Raw genomic sequence first — 24774 nt, 5'->3', positions numbered from 1 at the left:
TAATAACATATGGAAATAGTATATTTAAAAAAGTACGCACGTTACAAACAAAATGGAGCAAGCAAAAGAATTTCTGCATTCGGGCCCCCTGTAGGGCTAAGCGAAGCAGATATCACACAGCTAGAACTTGAAATGAACGGCGGTTCTCCTTTTCCTAAAGTTTATAAAGAATTTCTCTCTATTGGAGGTGAATTCAGCTGTATTTCATTAAATCATGTGGGGAGAAATGCAGGAAAACTGGTTGTAAAGTACAAACAGGCTCTGCAAAAAAGAAAATCCGGTATTGCCCGGCCAATCGCAATACTTAATACATTAGAGGGGCAATGTGGTACATTTATTTATCTAGACAATGGAGATAATCCGCAGCCTTGGCTTTTTTCCATTAATGAAGACTATAACAGTGATAACGGTGACGTAATATGGAAATCCCCTTTTAAAACTTTGAAAGATATGATTGATGAATTAGTAGATATTTCTGAAAGCAATCTCGCCATCTAATCCAATTCATTTTTTATAAAAAATAAAACACGACACGTTTTGTCGCATGAACCGCATATATTTGTCTTATAAAACTTTACCATGAATCGCAGCACTGCTGCGCCCTATTGTACTTAATAAATACCAAAAATAAATCCATTTTATTTATTATTTGAAAATAAAAATTCATTTTTAACTGAAGATATAAAAAGCTGCTTTAATTATGGAATCTTATTAAGTGGTTTATTTTATGAACCCGAAAAACATATTAAGGAGTTACTTGAAGACACAAACCTAAATACTCCAATTTTATAAAATTTCAAATAGTCTAAAACCTCAAGGGTGCCAACAAAGGCTATGTGATCCTGATCACTATTTTGTATTGCTTTAAAAGTTGCACAGTTTGTTAATTTTATCGAGAGTAAATCTAAAAGTAAAGCTCTCAGAATTGACAATATGGGAGAGTCATTGATTCAAGGATTATATAAGAAGCATGCGCAAGTTGTAATCCAATGCTAAAATATTTTAATATTACTGAAATTCGTTAAAAAAATATATGAAATTTAAATCAAATGTTCAAACACAATTTGAAAAAGCAGGTTGGTTTGAAAATAGAAATATTGAAACTGCTCTAAATCAAAAAATTAATAATTTTGGTGAACTACCCAATCATCTTAAAGAATTTTTAATTTTTTATGGAGATTTAGTTATTGAAGATTGTAAACCATATAAATCTGATGTAGTTAATACTTTAAACACTAAAATAGATTTTTTAAAAAATAATGTAAGTGCAAACCTACCATTTCCTGGTATATATTATAAAGTTGGTTATTTTTATCCTGATCATTATATGATTTATACAGACTTAAAAAGTAGTGTCTATTTAGTTGGGGATAGTTATTTTAAAATGAATACTATTTTTATTAAAGGTATTGAAAATCTTATTGAAGACAATTGGGATCAATGTTTAGAATGGAATCCAGACACTAAAGAATGGGTAAAAGAGTATTGATAAGCTAATGTTAACAGACAAAGAAATGCTAAAAATAGCAGAACTTTTTATAAAAAGAATTGTTGCAAAGAATATTGAGCCAATGATTATTCCTAATGCCACATTAAACAAACCATATGGCAATATTTATTTTTTCAATTCTAAAAAACATATATTAACAGGAGATCCTACTGCATCTCTAGTTGGTTCTGGCCCTTTTATAGTAGAAAAAGAAACTGGAAGAGTCGTAAGTTTTGGTTCTCTTGGTACTTTAGAGGATAATATAAAATCTTATGAAAATGGAACAATGACTCCAAGTTTAGACCTTTATTGGTATCCTCACGAAGACAGATTTGATTATAAATAATCATTATATTTTACAATAATAAAACAAAAGAAGTATAACTCCTGAGTAAAACAGCAGTATCTTTATTGCTGTTTTGCCCAATAATATTTACATTATTACTTGATTGATCATACTTTAAAATCAACAAACATAAAATATTTACAAGACCAGGCCAGAAAAATCATCACTAATCGTAAGGAAAAATATAAAATATGTTAACAGAAAAAGAAATGCTCATCATCGCAGAACGTTTTTTAAAAAAACTAGGTGAAGGAGGAGAAAATATCGAAGTAGTTATAGATAAAGTTATTATAACGCCACATGGTAATGTATACTCTTATGATTCTAAAGAATATCTTTTAACAGGTGATTTTAATAAGTCATTAGTAGGTAATGGACCATTTTTAGTAGAAAAAAAAGCGGGAAGGGTGGTTACTTTTAGTACGTCAGGCAATCTGGAAGACCAATTAAAAGCTTATGAAAATAATGCTTTACCATTATGTTTAACAGGTTATTGGTATCCAGACGAAGATCGTTTTGATTATAAATAATCAGAACACTTTACAAATATAAAATACAAGAACTAAAAAAGAGGAGATCTTCTAAAGTTGCAAAAGCAATTTCTCGATTGGGAAATAGACGGATTAAAAGAAGTTATTTACATAACCAAGCAAGGAGATATTAACTATTTAAAAATAAAATCATGTCAATTACATATCATTTAAAGTTCCGAAAAAATTTAGAACAAAAAAAAGAACTTACTCAACTTATCAATGAGTATAAAAATAGTATATTTTTGGTCTCAAATTTATATTCAGCTCAACATGGCTATGAAGGAGGAAAATTTCAAGATGAATATTTAGGTATTGATTTAAAAAATTCTTCTCAAATATCTTTCGAACTTTTACAAAAAGATGCAGAGCCGCAATATTGGAAGACAATGCTCAATGAGATTATTCATAAAATCACTAATGACATATACCCCAAAGAAGATTATTTTTTTGATTTTCAAGGTGATATCGTTTACGAAATGAGAGAAAAAGGAGTAATTAAAAAAAATAGTATTGACAAGTTTCTTTAATTTCTTTGTTAAACTGATTATAATTGAAAGTATTAATACCCTTAATGAAAGGTTGTCTCAAAAAGGTTAACTTGCTACTACTGGCTTTTTTATATCTTAGAGGAAAATGAGAAAACTATATACATACGACAATAAAAGAATCACTGTCTGTAATGATTTTGAATTAAAATTCCAAGATTTTTTATATTTTATGAAAAATAAGGATGAAAAAACCTATTTACTTCTATCCAGTAATTCTGACTTTAATGTAAGCAGAAAAATATTTTTGGAAAAATTCAAAGACTTTTTCGAAAATTGGTTAAAAGAAAATTTCGAATTAAAGCAATCTTTGTCGCCTAGTAGCTTGGAAAATATTTATAACAGCATTAAAATGACTGATAACAACTATGAGGGATTTTTTTCATATTACATCTTTTATAAAAAGCTAGTTGAATCGGAAGATCCCACATTATTCTTTTATGATTCTAAATCCAAAACTCCTCATAACCATTTTAAAAAATATGAAGATTAGTTTTTATTAGTCTTATTATAAAGTTTCGCCGGCTACCCTCGCAATTGGATAACCCTCTTTTAAACTCTTTGAATTCAACAATACAGAAACAATTTACATTGTGAAACATATTAAAAGTAGCCAATTTTTATTTATAGATGACGATGGTCAAGAGAAAATCTTTTTAAGAGAAAAGTATTTTGAATTTGTTTGTCTACTCATTACTGATTTTTTCAACAAGAAGATTATTGAGAATGAATTTCACTATTACTTTATCTCTTTATTAAATAATCTTGAAGATTATGAAAGTGTGGATTACATAAATCACCAAATTCCCTATCATTGGGCTTTATCTATTATTCAAAACAAACATACCACAGATTCTTATACACCAGAAGAGTTAGAGCAATTACTTGAATTTTCATCAAAATTTGATAAGCAAAATAATCTCAATTCTTTTATAATTGCGTGTCCCTGACCTTCATATTTTAAGTTCTCCCGCTACCTATTCCCAGCTGGAAGACTATCTTTTAAACTCCTTTTGAATTACAGAATGCGGACTACCAAAAGCTTATCATCTAAATTACAGGAATCTTAAGAAATTAAGTTAGCAATATACTTTCAATCTCCATAAAACCGTATTAATAAAGGAGATGAGTTTATTAATAAAATCAAATAGCTATGACAATAGAATATATGACAGCAGTGAAAGATAATCTAAAAATTAATAATTTTATTAATAGAGGATTTTCAGAAGAAAAAATTCAAAAGATAGAATCAGAATATAATAAAGGAAATAAATTTCCAAAAGCATTTAGAGAGTTTTTATACTTAGCTGGGGATTTTAATAATTTTGGATTCGATGATATTGAAGGTATATTAAAACTCCAGGAATTAGCTAAAGAAGAATTGGAAATTACAGGAGCAAAAATTGAAAGACCTTTTTTCGCATTTCACCAACTATCTGGTTGTGAATATTTTACATTCATTTATTTAGATGAAAATACAGCTGATCCTAAAACCTACATTTGTTCACCTTATTATAAATCTACTCCGGGGGAAGAGTTTATTAAGTATAATGGTTTTACATTTACAGCATTAGTAAACGAAAGTATTCATCGAGTAAAGAATAACATTCCGTTTTAATAGTATCCGCCTCAATAAGAGGCGGTTTTATTGACTAGTTATTCGAGAAATTATGGCCTATGCACCTCTTGAGAAAGAGAAATCTGGGCAATTGCAAATTATTATAAAGTTGGTTATTTTTATCCTGATCATTATATGATTTATACAGATTTAAAAGGTCCATTTAGTTGGGGATAATTATTTTAAAATGAATAATATTTTTATTAAAGGTATTGAAAATCTTATTAAAGACAATATGAAACCGACAAAAGAACAAATCATACAAATAGGATTAAAAGTAGTTGATGATGTCTTTAAAGAAGCTTATAATTTGCAAACGGCTTCAGCAACAAAAGATAAAGTAAAAGTATATTCATTAGGCAATGATGGATATTATGAACATGACGGATGGCATTTTAGTGTGAATAGTAAAGAAAAATATGATAATGAATATAAATCTTTTTTTATATACTTTTTAGATAGTGGAGTTCCTCTTCATATGACCTCTTTTTTAGGAGATGACAAACCGAGGTTTGTTTATGCTATAAAAGATAAAAATAATAAATACACTGTTGTTGATGAAGATAAATATTTTAAACATCAAAATTTTGACTTTAAAAATTTTGTAAGGAAGAATTTTTAACACACTTCCAATAATTGTTATATAACAAAACTTTACTATAAAAAAATAAAACACGACACGTTTTGTCGCATGAACCGCATATATTTGTCTTATAAAACTTTACCATGAATCGCAGCGCTGCTGCACCCTAAAAATAGAGAAATGAAGAAAGATTTTTATCTGACAAGATATGCCTTAATAATTAAAAGATTAGAAAGCTCTCCGGCTACTTATTCTCAGCTGGAGGACTATCTCTTAAACTCTTTTGAATTCCAGGATGCAGGAATCAAGAGCTACTCTATCCGTACTTTGCAAAGGGATATCCGGGAGATTTCAGATCTTTTCAATCTCTCCATTCATAACAAAAAAAAGGGTGACAACCGGTATTATATTGAGAGCCGCCCGATTATGGAAGTGGATGAATATAATCAGAAGCTTCTTGAGTCCTTCCAGGTGAGCAATGCCCTGAACCTTCACCCGGATTTTTCAGATTTTATCTTTTTTGAAAGCCGAAAACCAACCGGTGTGGAACATTTTTATGACCTGTTCTTTGCTATCCGGAATAAAAGAGTAGTGACTTTTGAGCACTACAATTACAAGAACAAACTGATGACTTCCAGAAAAGTGCATCCTTTGGCTTTAAAAGAATCTAAAGATCGATGGTACCTTATTGCTATCGATACAAAAGATAAAGTTTTAAAATCGTTCGGGCTTGACAGGATCAATTATCTTGATGTGGCCAAAAATCAGTTCAGGGAGAAATACAAATACAACTTCAGAGAGCATTTTAAAAATGCATTCGGGGTCATGAATCTGGCAGAACAGAAGCCACAGAATATCGTATTGAAATGCAGCCGCCATCAGGGAGAATATATCAGAAGTTTCCCACTTCATCAATCTCAGAAAGAGACCAGAGAAACCCCTGAGGAAATTTATTTTGAGTTCTTCCTTCATCCTACTTATGACTTTATGCAGGAGATTCTTTCTTATGGAAAAGAAGTAACCGTTCTGGAACCGAAAACCTTAGTTGAAGAAATTCGCAATCATTTACAGGAATCTTTAAACCGTTATCTTGAAAGCTGATCATAAATAACTTATTTCATATTTTTTGTTATATTTACATAAATATACCCTTATTGAAAACTTTATTCATTGGCATCAGCTGTTTTATTTCTACCTTTTTTCTCGCACAGCAGAAAGAAGAGTTCAGGCTTGTAAAGAGCTATTATAACCAGCACAGAAACATGCTGAACAAAGAATTCAAAAAGAAATTTGATGCAGAGTCCAATGCCGTAAAAAAAGCAGAGATTAAAGGTGATTTTCTTTTTTTCATGAAAAAAATGGACAGCATTGAAAATAATGCGATGATCGGAGCTTTATTAAAAGTCAGAAATCTGGAAGACCTTCAGACCATCAGAAATCCTGAACGTAAACCCTCATCTGAAAACTTTTCAAGTGCTGAAAAGATGGCAGATTACCCGGGCGGGATTAATTCTTTAAGGCAGGAAGTCGCCAATCTGCTGTATGTTGACGGGGTATATTCTAAAGAAAAAACGATAAAAACGGATGTGGATTTTATTGTTGAAAAAGATGGAACAGTCAGCAATGTTCATGCCCAGGGTGAGAATTTCACCTTCAACAGGCAGGCAGAAATTGCCTTATATTCTCTTGCAGAAAAATTTTCTCCGGCCATGATAAAAGGAGATCCGACAACTTATCGTTTTAAACTTCCTTTAACTTTAACGATAACAGACTAAATGTTTACCGACGAATATTACATGAAAATGGCACTGCAGGAAGCAGAAGCCGCTTTAGAAAAAGATGAGGTCCCGATCGGATGTGTAGTGGTTTCCAACAACCGGATTATTGCAAGAGCCCATAATCTCACTGAAACACTGAACGATGTGACTGCCCATGCAGAAATGCAGGCTATAACTTCAGCAGCTAACTTTCTTGGAGGAAAATATTTAAAAGACTGCACATTGTATGTCACCATGGAGCCATGTGTCATGTGTTCAGGAGCGCTTTCCTGGTCTCAGATTTCCAAGGTAGTCATTGGAGCGCGTGATGAACAGAGAGGTTTTATCAATAAACATCTTTCTCTTCATCCGAAAACAGAAGTTATCACAGGCATTATGGAAGCAGAATGCTCTTCTATTGTTAAACAATTCTTTAAAAGTAAAAGATAATTTAAAAACACAAAGCCGGAGAATAATTAAATATTCCCGGCTTTTATCTTATAATTTATCCTGTTAAGATTTCTTCTATTCTTTTACAATACAATATCTCACCAAATCAAAATATTCTCCATCCTTTTTCACCTCCTGTACGAGAACAGCCTCCTGCTCCATTCCTATTTTCTCCATAATTCTTCCGGAAGCAGGATTGTGAGGGAAATGAGTAGCAAAGATTTTATGAAAATTCAATTCATTAAATCCAAAATCGATCAGGGCTTTTGCAGCCTCTGTTACATATCCTTTATTCCAGTAAGGAATTCCTATCCAGTAGCCTAATTCCGCTTTATCATCATCTCGGTCATGGAGACCGATCGCTCCGATGATTTGTCCTTCTTTATTCCTGATTCCGAAAGTATATCCGGTATCATTATCAAAAGCTTCCTTAGACATTTCCAGCCACATCCGGGCATCATTTTCCATGTAGGGATAAGGAATATTAGAAGTAAGATCAGAAAAAATTCTGTGCTGAAGGTATTCAACGATAAAAGGAATATCCTTCTCCTCCAGTTGCGATAGAATAAGTCTTTCTGTCTGTATAATTGGAAATTTTTTCATTATTTTAACATTAAGGTTGAGGTGAAGACTAAGGTATTACCCGGATTCAACCTGAACCTTAATCTTTTATTTATAAATCTTTCCCAAGGAAATAAAGTCCTTTCAGGGTGTGAAGCCTGTCCATCACATGAATTTTATCTGTCAAAGGCTTGTAGATATGAGAGACTCCTCCCGTTGCGACGACAAAGCAATCATCATTTACTTCTTCATTGATACGGCTGACAAACCCTTCTACCATTCCCAGGAAGCCATATACCATTCCACTTTGCATACAGGTTACAGTGTCCAATCCCAGAACAGATTTGGGCTTTTTCAGTTCAATATCCGGAAGCTGTGCAGTTTGGTTAATCAGAGAATTCAGAGAAGTAACAATTCCCGGAGCAATAATTACACCCAGAGTTTCTCCGTTTTCCGCTACACAACTTGCCGTAAGAGCAGTCCCGAAATCGATAATAATCTTTTTCTTACCAGGATATAAATTATGAGCGGCAACAAGGTTTGCATAGATATCCGTACCCATTTGTTTGGATTTAGCCTGCACTCCTGAAGGTGTATTCCTGTCAACAATTACAGGGTTGGTCCCGTGGATTTTTTTAATTCCTGAGCTCATGACTTTGGTAAGCTGAGGTACTACTGACCCGATAATAACTTTATCAATTTCTTTCGGTTCAATTTTATACGTCTGATAAAGCATCAGCATCTGTACATACAGCTCATCTGCCGTTCTGTAAGGCTTTGTATTGATTACCCACGAAATATCACAATTATCACCATTGAAAAGTCCAAATCTGATATTGCTGTTCCCTACGTTGATTACGATTGAATTCATTGACATATTTTTCAGAAGAAATTCATTATATATAATTGAAATTCCTGCTTGATTTTGAGGGCTTAAATTTAATCATTTTAAAAAAAAGAACCTGCCATTATCCAATTAAATTACAATGACACACTTATTTTTTCTTTCTCCGGAACAATTCAGTATATTTAAAACACAATATTATTATTCTGACTATCTCATGAAAAAACTGATCCTTGTTACTTTACTATGCTTCGGTATCTGTATTTTTGCGCAATCCGGCAACTCAATGGCAAGCGTTTTACAAAAAATAAAGAGTCAGTCAAAAATTGATCCTCAGGATAAGGTAGTTTATGATCTGATGGATGAATTTTATCAAAAAAATCTTCAGGCTGATAATGATGAAGTAACTCCCGAACTTACACACAGAATTCAAAAAGCAGTTTCTGATCCCAATACCAAAAATATACACCTGCTTTATCTTCTTCTGATGTATCAGCAGCATATCAGCCAGACTGTCGCAGAAGGAAAAAATTCAAATCCTGAATTTCAGATTGAAACCATGAATCTCCTTGAAAGCGAAACTAAGGAAGTATATGGAAAGCTTCCGGCAATCATCTACATTTTTAAAGCGGAGGCCTTAGACAGCGGCTCCCAGAAAGAAAAAGCAAAAATTACGGTTGCAAACGGTTTAAAAGAATATCCGGACTCTATTCCTTTAAAAGTTTATAGTTATTTAAACACCAAAGATGAGACTTTGAGGCAGGATCTCATCCAAAATCATCCCAATCACTGGATGGTACAGCAATTTGAAATAAAATAAAAAAATCCACAGATTAATCTGTGGATTTTTCTTTGTATATGCTTATCGTTATTTCACCTCTACAAAATTATTTTCCATATTCACATCTGCAATTCTCTGGCTGAAATCAATTCCGAGAACAGATAGCTGAGATTTGGTATAAGGAATAGTAAGGGTATATTCTTTCTGAGTCCATGGCCAGTAAGGCATTGTTTTGAAATCACCATACACATCTTTTTCTTTCCACGTATGCGTCATATTCATCGGGATCTGATAAGTAATGATTTTCTTATCCGTTGTCATCACTCCGAAATCAATCGGCATTGGCACCTGACCATTATTAACCAGAGTAATAGTAGTTGACTTTGCATCGTACTTAACATCCTTAATTCCGTAATCGATGGTTTTTGTCGTATTGATCCAGTAATTGTGGAACCATTTCAGATCCATCCCGGAAACTTTTTGCGCAATGTGAAGGAAATCCCTGTCCGAAGGATGCTTCATACTCCACTGATCATAATATTGCTTTAAAGTTTCGGCAAGATTCTGCTCTCCCATAATGTATCCAAGCTGTACCAGGTATAATTCACCTTTTACATAAGAAGCAAAGGTATAAGATGTACCGTTATCATGATGATCCCCTAGCCAAACTGCAGGTTCTTCAATTCCTTTTTTAACGAACTTTCTGTAAGCATCTAATCTTTCAACAAAAGGATTCGGAAGATCTTCAGGAAATAGCTGATACATTGTATAACCTTCTGCATAACTGGTGAAGCCTTCATCCATCCATGGACGTACAGATTCGTTAGTAGCAAGCATTTGCTGATACCATGAGTGGGATCCTTCGTGAGCCATTAAACCCATTAAATCTTTAATGCTTTTAGCTTCCCCTAAAATCATGGTACACATTCCGTATTCCATTCCGCCGTCTCCTCCCTGGATAAATGCATAAGTAGGATATACATATTTTCCGAAGTGGGAATTCATAATCTGGAAATACTTGGTGATATAAGGCTGTGCCTCACCCCATGCTTTTGTTTTATCATTTTTCTGATAAACAAGATATACTTTCGGGCCTTCCTGAACATTGAAGCTTTCCACAGAATAATCTCTGTCTGCACTCCATGCAAAGTCAAGGATATTTTTTGCTGTCCATTTCCAGACCGCTTTTTTATCTTTTTCTGTTTTTATTTTGGCATTGGCATCGTAGCCTTTTACTTCTGTTGGGTTTTCCAGAATTCCTCCTGCTCCTACGACATAATCTTTATTGATTTTAATAGTAACATCAAAATCAGAGAACGGTGCATGAAATTCTCTTCCCAGATAATCAAAAGTTGCCCAACCGTCATAATCGTATTCTGCAATTTTCGGATACCATTGCGTCATTGTCATGTCAACTCCTTCTTTGTTGTTCCTTCCGCTTCTTCTGATCTGCTGGGGGATCACGGAATCCCAATCCATTGTAAACGTAGTGGTAGAATTCGGCTTGATGGGTTCAGCCAGATACACTTTCATAATGGTTTCCTGAACTTCAAATTTCACGTCTTTCCCATTCTGCTTAATCCAGTGAATGTTCTGAGCTCCTTCCTGATCTTTTGGAATGGACGCCAGTCTCGAAATGCCATCTTTCTGCAGTCTTGAATCTCCATTTTTCCCCTGGGAAGCCACTCTCTGATCCATCATGGAATTAGGTTTGAAAGCATTCCAGTATAAGTGGAAATAAACCACATTCAGCTCATCCGGTGAATTGTTGGTATATTCTATCGTTTGTTTTCCCTGGTAGGTAAATTTTTCAGCATTGACATCTATATCCATCTTGTACTTTGCAGCCTGCTGATAATAAGCTCCTTGCTGAGCCTGAAATTGTGAAATGATAAACGCAAAAATGATTGCAGCCGATTTTCTCATTTAAAATTTTATTTTTTCTAAAGGTAGGTAATTTAAATAAGAACCTCAAATAGGAGTTATTTTGAGATTTTATTCTGTTTATTATGGTTTTAGATGAATTTTAATCAGAGTTGTTAAAATAGAAATTCATAAAGATGAAGTGACTTATTTTTACGAACCACAGATGACACGGATTTTCCTAGACTATTATGAGTCGTTTTTTGATACGGTGAGCATTGATATGCCTATTCGTTCTTCAACAGTTTTTTGATTAAAGTAATCTGTCCCAGGTGATAGTAGCTATGCTCGATCATTCCATCAATGTTTCTCCGGTAAGTTCCGTATTTTTCATCAACAAAAACCTCATCAAGTTTAGAATCAGGCATCTGTTCCAGCAATACTGCAAATTTTTCAGCATCTTTCCAGAGTTTATTCAACAGTTCTTCCCATTGTTGCTGAGATTCTATGGGAGGAAGATCAAAACTGAATTTATCTTTGATTTCAAGATCACCACCCTCAAAAACATTGATAATTCCTGCAATATAATAATCAATATGAAAAGTAAGCATTGCGATCGTATTCAGAGAATCAATTTTTGCCACTGCCTGTTCCCAGCTTACATCTGAAAGCTGATCTTTAAAATTGGTATTGGCGATCCAGAGACCATCCAGCAAAACCTCTCTGAACCTTTTTGATAATTGTGATACTGAACTCATGGGTACAATATTATTTATGTTTCCTAAAGATAGGTTTTTATTTAAACACAAATCTCACCAATGAAAACCACTATTTTAAACACAATAAAATAAAGCAGTTCGTGCAAATAAATATGTGATATTCGTGTTAAATAAGTATAAAAAACCTCAGACACAAAAGTACCTGAGGTTGATATTATAACGTTAAATTACAATTATTTTTTTGCAGAAGCTTCTTTTTTTCCGCTTCTCAAAATCTTTTCAAGGATTCTTAGAGTAATCAGGTATGTTGGCTTCACTCCTGTAAGCCCAAGACCACCCGAAGATAATGTACTTCCTGTTTCCAGCGGGTTATCTGATGCGTAATAAGCGTAGCACACGAACAGATCCGGTGAAATATGATGTCTGATCTTGGAAGCTACCTGGATGGCTTTCTGATAATGTGCTCCTTCCATTTCAAGACCAATTGCCTTCCATGAAGTGTTCATAAAGTAAGAAAGAATATCCTTATTCTGAAGAGAAGTTCCCAGAACAGTAATCATTGGTCCTTCGAAAGCTTTCAGTTCATCATCGATGAAATCTTCCAGTTTTAAAGCATTTTCAAAAGGATAATTGTCTGCAGTCCCTTCAAAAATATGAGAAGTAGGGATCATAATATCTCCTTTCGCTCCGGTAAGAATACCTGCTTTCCCCATGATGGAAACGGATTTTACATGCATCATGTATACTTCTCCTTTATGTTCAAAAGGTCTCAGCAATTCATCCATCACCTCGAAAGCCTGCTCTCCGAAAGCATAATCAAAAACCATTACAACATCATCTCCTGAGAACTTGATGTCTGCAAACGGAGTATTCTTCAGATCTGTTTTGCTGAGGTCTATGATCTGAACGTCAATATTACTTCCACTCTTGTCCGCAATATGAATCATGCCTTCCTCCAAAGCATATTTTAAAACTTTATCACGAAGTTCTTTCTTGTTTGAAATCTCTTCATACAGTTTATAATCAACTTCATGATGCTGTTTCTTTTTAAGTGCATGGTTGGCATACAGCATATTTTTTACTGAATGCATATTAGCAGAAATGATATGCAGGGGACGCATGTGAAGGTTATTTTCAAATAAAACCTCTTTTACCTTATTCGCCCATTTCTCTCCAAAATAATGGTGTCCCACTCTTTCTTTTAATATAGAGCTGAAATAAATTTCTCTTTCTCTGCTTCCTTTTGCATCCTCAAGACTTACCTTTCCTAAGTTGTAAATAATTTTGAAAAGACGGTCAGGATTATGATCATCACCAAAAGTATTGTAAGCTCTTAAAGTTTCATCAAAAGATCTTCCTATTAAAGAAGAAAGATGAATAAGCGCCACTTCTTTTTCTTTTCTGCTGAATTTCTTTTCCCCCTTCACCACTTCTTCAATAATTTTGAAAGCACGTGTCGGTTTCCAGTTTTCATCCTGGATGAATGCCAGGTTACGGATTTTATCAGCTTCTATAAACAGGAATGTCAGGTGGGTAAGAATGTCATAAATTTCAGAACGGCCCAAAAGAACCTCAATATTCATCTGGTGTTCGTCTATTCTATAACAGTTTCTTCTTCTTTTCTTTGGAACAATAGGTTCGAAACTTCCTTTATCAAACCCTTCATCAGATGTAAGATGAATAAAAGCACATTCTTCAATTCCTTCCGGAAGCCTGTCTAAAACATACATCAAACCGTCCAATTCCAATTTGCTCGGAATATTCATGGTTCCGTAAATTTCCGGATTGATGGTTTTCAACAAACTTCTGATACTCTCTCCTGAAACTCCTCCCGGCTTGAAAAATCCTCTATAAAATAAGTGTCTCATAGAGATGTATAGTCTTTCAATAGCCTCTGTTGTTTCTCTTGCTCTAGAATTTGTCATAAAATAAATTTCACACAAATATACAAAATCTTTACCCACTTTACTTTAACTGTCTTTTAACAAGTATTTTAATCATTCAGTATGATTGTTTATTGCATAATAAATAGTATATTTACTCTGTATTCTATAAAACAGGCTTAAAATCTCATTTTTTAAACATTAAATCACCAAACACCCCTGTTAAAAACACCAAACATTTGTTTAAATTATATAAATTTTCAGAATACCCCTTAAATTTTTAGGGTTAAAATGTTTTCAATTCATTTTTTTTGTAAATTTGCCCTGTAAAAAATCAACCCATTTATGTCAACCTTAAGATTCAAAGCGTTAGAAACCCTACCATTTAAGGATTTCAGAAGAGATAACTCTGTTGAAGTTCCTGTAAAATTATCAGAATTATTCTGCCAGAATGTTTTCTCAGAAGAAACAATGAGAGAATATTTAACGAAAGAAGCATTCCAGTCTATTATGGATGCAGTAAAAAAAGGGACTAAAATCCAGAGACACATTGCAGATCAGGTAGCTGTAGCAATGAAAGACTGGGCAATGAGCAAAGGAGTAACTCACTATACTCACTGGTTTCAGCCTTTGACAGGGACAACCGCAGAAAAGCACGATTCTTTCTTCACCCCTATCGAAGGAGGAAGAGCTATTGAAAGATTCAGCGGAAATTTATTGATCCAGCAGGAGCCGGATGCCTCTTCTTTCCCGAACGGAGGAATCAGAAACACGTTCGAGGCAAGAGGTTATACCGCATGGGATCCTACTTCTCCGGCTTTCATCATGGGAACTACATTGTGTATCCCATCTATCTTCATCTCTTATACAGGAGAAACTTTAGATTATAAAGCCCCCCTTTTAAGAGCTTTGAACGCTGTAGACGAGGCTGCAACCAACGTAATGCAGTATTTCGACAAAAATGTAACAAAAGTAACTCCTACTTTAGGTTGGGAGCAGGAATATTTCCTTGTAGATTCAGCATTATACCAATCCCGTCCGGACCTTGTATTAACAGGTAAGACATTATTAGGACATTCTCCTGCAAAAGGACAGCAGCTGGATGATCACTATTTCGGTTCAATTCCTACAAGAGTAATGAACTTCATGAAGGAGCTGGAAATCGAATGTATGAAATTAGGTATTCCTGTAACTACAAGACACAACGAGGTAGCTCCGAACCAATTTGAGCTGGCTCCAATGTTTGAGGAAGTAAACGTTGCCGTAGACCACAACTCTTTGTTGATGGATATCATGGCAAGAATTGCTCACAGACACCACTTCCACATTTTATTCCACGAAAAACCATTCGCAGGAGTAAACGGAAGCGGAAAGCACAACAACTGGTCTTTAGCTACAGATACAGGTGAAAACTTATTAAGCCCGGGAAAAAATCCTAAGAAAAACTTACAATTCCTGACTTTCTTTGTTAACACTATTAAAGCAGTTCACGAGTATGCTGATCTTTTAAGAGCAAGTATCGCATCTGCAAGCAATGACCACAGATTAGGTGCTAATGAAGCTCCGCCGGCAATTATCTCCGTATTCATCGGAAGCCAGCTGTTCAGCGTTTTGGAAGAGCTTGAAAAAGTAACCAACGGAAAATTATCTCCGGAAGAAAAAACAGAATTAAAATTAAATGTAGTAGGAAAGATTCCTGAAATTTTATTAGACAATACTGATAGAAACAGAACTTCTCCATTTGCATTTACAGGAAATAAATTTGAGATCAGAGCGGTAGGTTCTTCTGCAAACTGTGCAGAGTCTATGACGGTAATGAATACCATCGCAGCAAAACAATTGAACGATTTCAAGAAAGAAGTTGATGCTTTAATTGAAACCGGACTTAAGAAAGACGAAGCCATCTTTAATGTATTGAGAGAGTACATCAAGCAGTGTAAAAACATTATGTTTGAAGGTGACGGATATTCTGATGACTGGGCAAAAGAAGCTAAGAAAAGAGGATTAAACAACCTTAAAACAACTCCTGAAGCTTTAAAACAGGAAATGGATAAGAAATTCCTGGACCTTTATGAAGAGATGGGAATTTTCACCCACAGAGAAGTTGAGGCAAGAAATGAAATTAAGTTAGAAAAATATTCTACTGTTATTGATATCGAAGCAAGAGTATTAAGTGATATTGCAAGAAACCACATCATTCCTTCTGCATTAAACTATCAGAACAGATTAATTGAAAACGTAAAAGGTCTTAAAGAAATCTTTGGAGATAAAGAATTCAAATCACTGGCTAAAGAACAAATGAGTTTAATTACAAGCATTTCTGAAAATGTTTCTACAATTAAGCTTGGTGTTGAAGATCTTATCAAAGCCAGAGAAGCAGCCAAAAGCATATCAGACAGCCAAAAACAGGCAGAAAGCTATTGTAATAAAGTAAAACCATTATTTGATACCATCAGAGAAGCTTCTGATGCATTGGAAATGATGGTTGACGATGAGCTTTGGCCGATGACAAAATACAGAGAAATGTTGTTTACAAAATAACACCTGTAAAGTTCCATATTAGTTTAAATTCCCCGTTTTCCGGGGAATTTTTTATTTAACCTAAAACATTCATAGACAAAGACTTCTACAACTTCAAATTTGATACAGAATTTAATTTTACCTTTGTTTCCGTTATGAAAATCCTGATCATAGAAGACAACCATGAACTTGCCCAGAGCATGAAATATTATCTTGAAGGCGAGAACTATATCTGTGAATGTTCCCATCATTACAATGAAGCCCTGGAAAAACTCAGCTTTAATTCGTACGATTGCATTTTGCTGGATATTATGCTGCCTGACGGAAACGGATTAAACATTCTGAATTACATTAAAACCGAAAAAATCAGCAGTGGAATTCTCATTATTTCAGCAAAAAATGCATTAGATGATAAGATCAACGGACTGGAACGGGGTGCTGATGACTATATTACAAAACCTTTCCATTTACCGGAACTCCATGCCAGATTAAGAGCCGTTTACCGTAGAAAAAAAATGGAAGGCTACAGTGAAGTTAAGTTCAATGAGATCATTTTAAATACAGACACTTACGAAGTTATTATTAACGAGACAAGATTGGAAGTTACCCAGAAAGAATTTGAACTCTTGCTGTACTTTCTTGTCAACAAAAACCGTGTATTATCAAAACAATCAATTGCCAATCATCTCTGGGGTGATTATACGGATAATTTATCCAATTTCGATTTTGTTTATCAGCATGTTAAAAATCTCAGAAAAAAAATTGGTGCTGCCCAGGGAAAAGATTATATTGAAACGATCTACGGATTAGGCTACAAGTTCAATGCTTTAAAATATAGTGGCTCATGAATTTATTGAATAAAATATCAGTCTGGTTTATCGCCATTGTATTGCTGGTTACCCCCGTAAGCATGTACATATCATATACCGGTATCAAAAAAAGACTGGATAATGTTGAGATAGAAAGGTTAAAAACTGTCAACAATTACGTTATCAATCAGCTCCGGAAAGGAGAACCCCCGGCAAAAACCTCACAGGGGCTGCCTATTACCGTAAGTTTATTCCAGGGTAAAAACATTCCTTCAGAACCACAAGTCATACACACCTGCCTTGAAGATCAGGGAGTTTCCAGAAATGAATGTAAAATCCAGATCAATTCTTTTGCAGACATCGGCAGTAAAATTTATAAAATTTCTTCATACGGTTACATCACAGCTACAAAAGAAATAATGGGCGGAATGCTCATTGCCCTTTTCTGGAAGCTTTTATTAATCACAGCTGTTGTTTTTATTACAGCACGAATCCTGTCCAAATTTATATTAAAGCCTTTTCATCATGCAATTGACAGGCTTCAGAAATTCAATATTCAGAAAAAAGAAAGGCTTGACCTTTTACCCACCAGCACAAAAGAGTTTAAAAAATTAAATGAGTTTCTGAAAACAATGACAGACAAGGCTCTGGAGGATTATGCTTCCGTCAAAGAGTTTTCCGAAAATGCCTCGCATGAAGTTCAGACTCCTCTAGCCATCATTCAAAGTAAAATTGAGCTGCTGGCAGAAACAGACATCAATGAAAATCAAGCGGTTTTATTAACGGACATTCAAAATTCCATCGATAAATTGAGCAGAATAAACCGCTCACTAATTCTTCTTACCAAACTGAATAACAATGAATTTCTCACGAACGAAGAATTGAAGTTCTGTCGTGTGGAAAGAGAAGCACTGTGCATGTATTCCGATCATTTAGCGTTAAAAAATATTACTTTACACAGAAACTGTGAAAAGAATGTTTATATTAAGATCCACCCTACTTTAGCAGAAATTCTGTTAAGCAATCTTCTTTCAAATGCCATTCGTCATAATCTTGAAGGAGGAAAAATTGAAATAAATTTAACCAGGAATTACTTTCAGATCAATAATACCGGTCTTCCTCCTCATGTTCCCACACAGGAACTATTTAAAAGGTTCAAGAAAAGCAATCAGTCACAGGAAAGTATTGGCCTGGGACTTTCCATTGTGAAACAAATCTGTGAGGTAAATGATTTTGCTGTTCATTATGATTTTGCAGACGGATGGCACAGCATAACGGTATATTTTGACGGTAATAAACTGCACGGAACTTCAATTTCCGAAAAAATACCAGATGAAAATGAAATTCTGTTTGAATCCGTAGAGCAGATAGTAAATTTTGCTAAATAATTACCAACAACATTAATTTTTCAACTTCAAATTTGCTTCAAAATGTATTATTTACTTTGAAAAAAGAAAAATACGTTAGATGCTTTCAAGAATTTTTATTCTCGCCTTATCATCCGTTTTTTTGGTCAACACAGCAAAAGCACAGAAGGTCCTCACGCTGCAATCTGCACTGGAAACTGCTGTTCACAATTACGGAACTATTAAAGCCAAAGAATCTTACCGGTTATCATCGCAGGAATCGATAGAGTTGGCAAAACGGCAATACCTGCCTAACCTTAATATCAGCCTGCAGCAGGATTATGGAACCGTCAACGGACAAAACGGTCCATTGTATGGATTCGGAGGCTACGGAGTGGCTTCATCCGGACTTCCTCTACCTGATCAAAACTGGAATGCTTCTTTCGGAGCTTTGTACCTGGCTAATGTCAACTGGGAATTTTTCGCTTTCGGAAAAGCCAGGCAAAGAGTGAAAGTTGCAGAAACTAAAAACCAGAGGGATGCCAAAGATTTATCTGATGAAATCTTTCAGCACAAAATAAAAGTTACCGCCGCTTACCTGAATGTTTTAGCTGCAAAAAAATTAAAACTTTCTTACGCCCGGAATCTCGGAAGGACTGATACCATCAGAAGAATCGTTGAGGTTAAAGAAAAAAACGGGCTCGTTCCCGGCGTAGATCTATCACTTGCAAAAGCGGATTACGCCAATGCTATGATCACTTACACCAAAGCAAAAGATAACGAACAGGAGCAGGAAAATAAACTTGCCCAGCTATTGGGAATTCCCGCTCAGGAATTTGTACTGGACAGTACTTTACTGAAAAGAATTCCGGCAGGTTTCCCAACAGAAAAGAGTTCTTCTCTAGACAGTCATCCATTATTGGCTTTATACAAAAGCAGAATTGATGTAAGCGAGCAGGAAAAACAGTTTCTAAAGACACAGTATTATCCGTCATTCTCCATGGTAGGGATCTTTCAGACGAGAGGCTCAGGATTCGGAAGCAACTATGCACAAAACCAGAATGATTATTCCTCCTCCTACTGGGATGGGGTTCACCCTACAAGAAGCAACTACCTCTTTGGAATTGGCGTTTCCTGGAATTTTACACAAACCTACAGGCTCTCAAAGGAAATAAGCGCTCAGGATTATGTAAGCCAGGGTTTGAAACATGAATATGATCTCGCAGAACAACAGTTAAAAGCCCAGCTGGATTTATCCGATAACAAGTGGCAAAATGCCCTCCGGATTTATGATCAGGTTCCGGTTCAGCTCAAATCTGCCAGTGACGCCTATATCCAAAGATCTGTTCTATATAAAAACGGACTGACTGATCTTGTGGATCTGTCCCAGGCTATTTACGCTCTGGTAAGAGCAGAAACCGACAGGGATATCGCCATCAGCAATGTATGGAACGCCTTACTGTTAAAAGCAGCCGCTATGGGAGACTTCTCTGTATTTGAAAATGAACTGTAAGATTAATATCAATTATAATCAATAGTATCTCAATGAACTTAATAAGATTTGCATTAAGAAAACCCATTACGATCTTAGTGATTGTTGCCGGACTGTTTTTCTTTGGAATACGGTCGGTGAACTCCATTAAAGTCGATATCTTTCCCAAACTGGATTTACCGGTAATCTATGTTTCCCATCCTTTCAGCGGATATACTCCTCAGCAGATGGAAGCATTTTTCGCCAAACAATATATTAACATTTTTCTATTCGTCAACGGAATCAAAAGTATTGAAACTAAAAACATCCAGGGGCTGACGTTAATGAAAATTAATTTCTATCCCGGAACCGATATGGCTCAGGCGGCGGCAGAATTGAATTCATTTTCCACCAGAATTCAGGCCGCTTTTCCTCCGGGATCGAATCCTCCTTTTATCATTCGCTTTGATGCCTCCACACTTCCGGTCGGACAGCTTGTTCTAAGCAGTGATAAAAGATCAAACAATGAACTGCTTGATCTTGCCAACGTTTATGTTCGTTCCACATTTACTTCAATTCCGGGAATTGTTTCATCACCTCCTTTCGGAGGAAATATCCGGACAGTGGTGATTAATGCCAATCCTGATTTGCTTCGTCAACATAACATGACACCAGACCAGCTCGTAGAAGCACTGAGGCTGAACAACCAGACCGCACCGTCAGGAAACGTAAGAATAGGTGATAAATACTATATTACCCCAACCAATACGATGATTAAAAATGTAAAGGATTTTGGAAATATTCCCCTCTATAAAGGCAGCGTTCAGAATCTATACTTAAGAGATGTTGCTACAGTAACCGACGGGGCAGATATGACCTCTGGCTATGCTCTGGTCAACGGACGCCGTTCGGTATATCTGAGTATTGCTAAAAGTGCCGATGCCTCTACCTGGGATGTGGTTCAGAATCTGAAAAAACAACTGCCACAGATTCAGTCCAACCTTCCGGATGATGTAAAGGTCAGCTTTGAATTTGACCAGTCTACCTATGTCATCAATTCTGTTAAGAGTTTATTGAGTGAAGGAACCATCGGAGCTATTCTTACCGGATTGATGGTTATATTATTCCTTGGGGATATCAGAGGTGCACTGATTGTAATTCTTACAATTCCGACCTCTATTATTTCAGCCGTTTTATTTTTAAATCTTTTCGGCCAGACTATTAATATCATGACTTTAAGCGGGCTCGCCCTCGCCATTGGAATCCTCGTTGATGAAAGTACCGTTACCATAGAAAATATTCACCAGCATCTGGATATGGGAAAACCTAAATCTCTTGCCGTCTGGGATGCCTGTAAAGAAATTGCTTTTCCCAAACTGTTAATTCTATTCTGTATTCTGGCTGTTTTTGCTCCTGCATTTACGATGGGTGGAATTCCGGGATCATTATTCCTGCCTCTTGCATTGGCCATCGGTTTCAGCATGATTGTTTCTTACTTTCTTGCACAGACCTTTGTTCCTGTAATGGCAAACTGGATTATGAAAGTAAAACACCACAAAGCAAAAGACGGCCATGTTCTGACAGACTCTGAAGAACTTCAGCAAGCTGGACTAAGCGATGAAAATGATACATGGAGCCAGAAAGAAATCTTATTACAAAACGAAGACAGCAACCGTGACGGGAAAGTAAGTATGTTTGAAAAAATCCGGTTCCGTTACCTGAAGTTTTTAGACAGAATCATGCCCTACAGAAAAATATTGGTTTCCGCCTATATTATCTTGATGATGGTAATGGTAGCCTTATTCTTAAACAGTATCGGGCGGGATGTTTTACCTCAGGTAAATGGGAGTCAGTTTCAGGTAAGAATGCGTATTCCGGACGGAACGAGAATTGAAAAAACAGAGCTGCAGACCTTAAAATTATTAGATGGCATCAAAGAAATTGTCGGAAAAGACAATGTTTCAATTACATCTGCATATGTAGGTACCCATCCTACCCTTTTTTCCGTAAGCCCTATTTATCTTTGGATGGCAGGCTCACATGAAACCGTTTTACAGGTGGGACTAAATGAGGATTACCATACCAATATGGATGATTTAAAAGATAAAATCAGAGAAAAAGCCAAAAGTATTAATCCTGATATGAAATTGTCTTTTGAACCCATTGAACTGACAGAAAAAATTCTTAGCCAGGGATCACCTACTCCTATTGAAGTAAGATTATCAGGAAGGGATAAAAGCGTGAATGAAGCGTATGCCAAAAAAATAGAAACTGAACTTAAAAAAATACCATATTTAAGAGATGTTCAAATAGGGCAGTCTATAAAATATCCAGCTCTTGACATCAATGTCGATCGTATTCGTGCGGCCCAGCTTGGTGTGGACATGTCAGACGTTTCCCGTTCATTGGTAGCATCCACCTCATCATCAAGATTTACCGAAAAAAATATCTGGACGGATGAAAAAGCAGGTTACAGTTATAACGTACAGGTTCAGATTCCGGAAAATAAAATGAACAGCAAAGAAGAAATAGCAGGAATTCCATTGCAGAAAAATTCAAACAGACCGAATCTGGGTGATGTGGCAACGATTAAAAACAGTTTCACATACGGGGAAACTGACAACCTGGGGGCAATGCCAACACTTACTGTTACAGCCAACCTTAACCATACCGATTTAGGAACTGCTTCAAAAGATGTTCAAAAAGTCATTGATAACATGGGAGAGCTTCCAAGAGGACTCAATGTACAACTGATTGGTTTAAGCCAGACGTTAAATGAGACACTGAGCAGCTTACAAAGCAGCCTGATCATTGCTATTGTTGTGATATTCCTAATGCTTGCGGCTAACTTTCAGTCTTTTAAAGTTTCTGGGGTAGTATTGGTAACCGCACCGGCAGTTCTTGTAGGATCTCTAGCATTATTGATCATCAGCGGATCTACATTAAACCTTCAATCCTATATGGGAATCATTATGTCTGTAGGGGTTTCAATTTCAAATGCCGTGCTGTTAATTACCAACGCAGAACAGCTAAGAAAACATAATGGAAATGCTTTACTTTCCGCAAGAGAAGCTGCCGCCCTGAGGCTAAGACCTATTGTGATGACTGCTTTAGCAATGGTGGTGGGAATGATCCCAATGGCATTAGGACTGGGAGAAGCCGGAGATCAGGTTTCACCGTTGGGCAGAGCTGTAATCGGTGGTTTGGTTGCCTCTACATTTGCCGCCCTTTTTATCCTTCCTCTGGCATTTGCATGGGGACAGGGAAAAGCTACTACCCAAAGTGTTTCCCTTGACCCTGAAGATGAGGAAAGCATTCACTTTATGCCTGAAATTGTTAAATAAATAACCTTTAGCTACTAAAAATAAAATATGAACCGACTATATAAATATTTAATTCCGGCAATACTTATTGTCAGCCTTCAAAGCTGTAGCCATGCGGAAAAGAAAGAAACTAAAAAGGCAGAAGACCCTGCATCCCCGGAAATCGAAACGGTTAATCCCAAACAGGATGATTTTTCTTCATCCACCGCAATTCCCGGAGAATTGCAGCCTTATCAGAAAGTAGATATCTATGCCAAGGTCAGCAGTTTTGTTAAAAAGTTATATGTAGATGTAGGGAACGAGGTGAAAGCAGGTCAGTTACTGGCTACCTTAGAAGCTCCTGAAATCAGTTCTCAGCAGAGCGCAGCCTCATCAGCTTTAAAATCAAAAGAAGCCCTTTATATTGCCAGCAAAGCGAAATATGATCGTTTAAAAGAAACGAGTAAAACTCCCGGAACCATTTCAGCTCTTGATCTGGAGCAGGCTTTAGCAGCGCAAAAATCTGACCTTGCGCAACTGGAGGCTGCAAAAGCATCCTATCGGGAAGTTGCAGATGTTAAAAACTATCTGCAGATCAGGGCTCCGTTCAGTGGTAATATTGCAACAAGAAATGTAAGTGCAGGAGCTTATGTAGGACCATCAGGAAAAGGCTCCGATCTTCCTATGTTCAGCCTTGTACAGCAGGACAGATTACGCTTGGTGGTTAATGTTCCTGAATCTTATACCGGACTGTTGAATAAAAATGGAGATATTAAGTTCTCCATTCAATCTATTCCCGGAGAGACTTTTACTGCAAAAGTATCAAGATTTGCAGGAGCACTAGACAGCAAATTACGCTCTCAGTGGGTAGAAATGGATGTCTATAACAAAGACAAAAGGCTTTTACCGGGAATGGTAGCCAATGTTATTCTTCCTTTAAGCGAAAACAGTAAATCCTTGTCCGTCCCTTCTTCTGCTGTACTTAATTCCACCCTTGGAGTATTTGTAATTAAAGTAGAAAAAAATACTGCCCATTGGATCCCTGTCACATCAGGAATTGCCAATGGCGAGACCACAACAATTATAGGACCTGTATCTTCAAATGATGTAATTGTAAAGACCGCAACAGAAGAAATCCGCGATGGACAGAATATTAGAATTAAAGCCCCAAAATAGGCTTATAGTCAAACATTTATTAACAAAATTTATACTGGCTTTTTTAGACTTAAAAATTTAAAAAACATACTGATTCAGGATAAACTGAAATAAGTTTGTTAAAGAATCTTAATAAAAAAAACCGCATACTGACCAAAAATAGGCTGTTGCGGTTTATTTTTCTTTAACATATGTAAAT

At 35.7% G+C, this 24774-nt stretch carries 24 protein-coding genes; 19 read left to right on the top strand and 5 right to left on the bottom strand.

Annotation, left to right across the window (positions count from 1 at the left end; translation table 11 throughout):
- The first annotated feature begins 9 nt into the window (after positions 1-9).
- The 12 genes from EL165_RS17065 to EL165_RS17010 all read left to right on the top strand — a co-directional run bounded on the left by EL165_RS17065 (position 10) and on the right by EL165_RS17010 (position 7321).
- A complete protein-coding gene (locus tag EL165_RS17065; protein WP_002982525.1) occupies positions 10-498 on the top strand; it encodes an SMI1/KNR4 family protein in 489 nt (162 codons plus the stop codon).
- A 535-nt stretch (positions 499-1033) separates the two neighbouring features.
- Entirely contained in the window at positions 1034-1489 is a 456-nt protein-coding gene (locus EL165_RS17060) for a hypothetical protein (protein ID WP_002982522.1), read from the top strand.
- A gap of 25 nt (positions 1490-1514) precedes the next feature.
- Positions 1515-1835, top strand: coding sequence for a YrhB family protein (locus EL165_RS17055; RefSeq protein WP_232529134.1), 321 nt, complete (start codon positions 1515-1517; stop codon positions 1833-1835).
- 191 nt (positions 1836-2026) lie between these two features.
- Complete coding sequence (locus EL165_RS17050; RefSeq protein WP_002982516.1) at positions 2027-2365, top strand: YrhB domain-containing protein; 339 nt, start codon at positions 2027-2029, stop codon at positions 2363-2365.
- Between the two features lie 152 nt (positions 2366-2517).
- A complete protein-coding gene (locus tag EL165_RS17045) occupies positions 2518-2895 on the top strand; it encodes a hypothetical protein (RefSeq protein ID WP_002982514.1) in 378 nt (125 codons plus the stop codon).
- Positions 2896-3001: 106 nt separating this feature from the next.
- Positions 3002-3406: a hypothetical protein gene (locus EL165_RS17040; protein ID WP_002982512.1), complete on the top strand. Its 405-nt coding sequence runs from the start codon at positions 3002-3004 to the stop codon at positions 3404-3406.
- 100 nt (positions 3407-3506) lie between these two features.
- On the top strand, positions 3507-3863 hold the full coding sequence (locus tag EL165_RS17035) for a hypothetical protein (RefSeq protein WP_002982509.1): 357 nt from the start codon (positions 3507-3509) through the stop codon (positions 3861-3863).
- Between the two features lie 203 nt (positions 3864-4066).
- Positions 4067-4531: an SMI1/KNR4 family protein gene (locus EL165_RS17030; RefSeq protein ID WP_002982505.1), complete on the top strand. Its 465-nt coding sequence runs from the start codon at positions 4067-4069 to the stop codon at positions 4529-4531.
- A 187-nt stretch (positions 4532-4718) separates the two neighbouring features.
- Positions 4719-5153, top strand: a complete 435-nt coding sequence (locus EL165_RS17025) for a hypothetical protein (protein ID WP_002982503.1) — start codon at positions 4719-4721, stop codon at positions 5151-5153.
- Positions 5154-5294: 141 nt separating this feature from the next.
- Positions 5295-6215: a helix-turn-helix transcriptional regulator gene (locus EL165_RS17020; RefSeq protein WP_002982501.1), complete on the top strand. Its 921-nt coding sequence runs from the start codon at positions 5295-5297 to the stop codon at positions 6213-6215.
- 53 nt (positions 6216-6268) lie between these two features.
- Positions 6269-6889: a hypothetical protein gene (locus EL165_RS17015; RefSeq protein ID WP_228370572.1), complete on the top strand. Its 621-nt coding sequence runs from the start codon at positions 6269-6271 to the stop codon at positions 6887-6889.
- Positions 6890-7321 carry a nucleoside deaminase gene (locus tag EL165_RS17010; RefSeq protein ID WP_002982498.1) on the top strand — a complete coding sequence of 144 codons (432 nt, stop codon included), beginning with the start codon at positions 6890-6892 and terminating at the stop codon, positions 7319-7321. It begins immediately after the preceding gene.
- Between the two features lie 75 nt (positions 7322-7396).
- Here EL165_RS17010 and EL165_RS17005 read toward each other — a convergent pair whose 3' ends face one another.
- Together EL165_RS17005 and EL165_RS17000 are read right to left on the bottom strand one after the other, a co-directional pair.
- Positions 7397-7924 (bottom strand): GNAT family N-acetyltransferase, encoded by a 528-nt coding sequence (locus EL165_RS17005; RefSeq protein WP_002982496.1) that lies wholly within the window; start codon positions 7922-7924, stop codon positions 7397-7399.
- Between the two features lie 70 nt (positions 7925-7994).
- Complete coding sequence (locus EL165_RS17000) at positions 7995-8753, bottom strand: type III pantothenate kinase (RefSeq protein WP_002982494.1); 759 nt, start codon at positions 8751-8753, stop codon at positions 7995-7997.
- A 115-nt stretch (positions 8754-8868) separates the two neighbouring features.
- Between EL165_RS17000 and EL165_RS16995 the strand changes: the two genes are divergently transcribed.
- Entirely contained in the window at positions 8869-9546 is a 678-nt protein-coding gene (locus tag EL165_RS16995; protein ID WP_002982492.1) for a hypothetical protein, read from the top strand.
- 48 nt (positions 9547-9594) lie between these two features.
- Here the strand turns inward: EL165_RS16995 and EL165_RS16990 are convergent, their stop codons facing one another.
- From EL165_RS16990 to EL165_RS16980, 3 genes are all read right to left on the bottom strand, one after another.
- Positions 9595-11433 (bottom strand): M1 family metallopeptidase, encoded by a 1839-nt coding sequence (locus EL165_RS16990; RefSeq protein ID WP_002982490.1) that lies wholly within the window; start codon positions 11431-11433, stop codon positions 9595-9597.
- A gap of 224 nt (positions 11434-11657) precedes the next feature.
- Complete coding sequence (locus tag EL165_RS16985; protein WP_002982487.1) at positions 11658-12128, bottom strand: DinB family protein; 471 nt, start codon at positions 12126-12128, stop codon at positions 11658-11660.
- Positions 12129-12322: 194 nt separating this feature from the next.
- Positions 12323-14014: a DUF6909 family protein gene (locus EL165_RS16980; RefSeq protein WP_041461966.1), complete on the bottom strand. Its 1692-nt coding sequence runs from the start codon at positions 14012-14014 to the stop codon at positions 12323-12325.
- A gap of 303 nt (positions 14015-14317) precedes the next feature.
- On the opposite strand from EL165_RS16980, the gene EL165_RS16975 reads away from it, so the two are divergent.
- The 6 genes from EL165_RS16975 to EL165_RS16950 all read left to right on the top strand — a co-directional run bounded on the left by EL165_RS16975 (position 14318) and on the right by EL165_RS16950 (position 24596).
- Positions 14318-16513: a glutamine synthetase III family protein gene (locus EL165_RS16975; protein WP_002982482.1), complete on the top strand. Its 2196-nt coding sequence runs from the start codon at positions 14318-14320 to the stop codon at positions 16511-16513.
- 134 nt (positions 16514-16647) lie between these two features.
- Complete coding sequence (locus EL165_RS16970) at positions 16648-17340, top strand: response regulator transcription factor (protein WP_002982479.1); 693 nt, start codon at positions 16648-16650, stop codon at positions 17338-17340.
- A complete protein-coding gene (locus tag EL165_RS16965) occupies positions 17337-18689 on the top strand; it encodes a sensor histidine kinase (RefSeq protein ID WP_002982476.1) in 1353 nt (450 codons plus the stop codon). Before EL165_RS16970 ends, EL165_RS16965 begins: the two co-directional genes overlap by 4 nt.
- 79 nt (positions 18690-18768) lie before the next feature.
- Positions 18769-20160, top strand: coding sequence for a TolC family protein (locus EL165_RS16960; RefSeq protein ID WP_002982473.1), 1392 nt, complete (start codon positions 18769-18771; stop codon positions 20158-20160).
- 32 nt (positions 20161-20192) lie between these two features.
- On the top strand, positions 20193-23462 hold the full coding sequence (locus EL165_RS16955; protein ID WP_002982470.1) for an efflux RND transporter permease subunit: 3270 nt from the start codon (positions 20193-20195) through the stop codon (positions 23460-23462).
- 27 nt (positions 23463-23489) lie between these two features.
- A complete protein-coding gene (locus EL165_RS16950) occupies positions 23490-24596 on the top strand; it encodes an efflux RND transporter periplasmic adaptor subunit (protein ID WP_002982467.1) in 1107 nt (368 codons plus the stop codon).
- Positions 24597-24774: the final 178 nt, after the last annotated feature.

This window comes from Chryseobacterium gleum, assembly GCF_900636535.1.
Classification (GTDB): domain Bacteria; phylum Bacteroidota; class Bacteroidia; order Flavobacteriales; family Weeksellaceae; genus Chryseobacterium; species Chryseobacterium gleum.
This window is presented reverse-complemented; position numbering and strand designations above follow the sequence as displayed.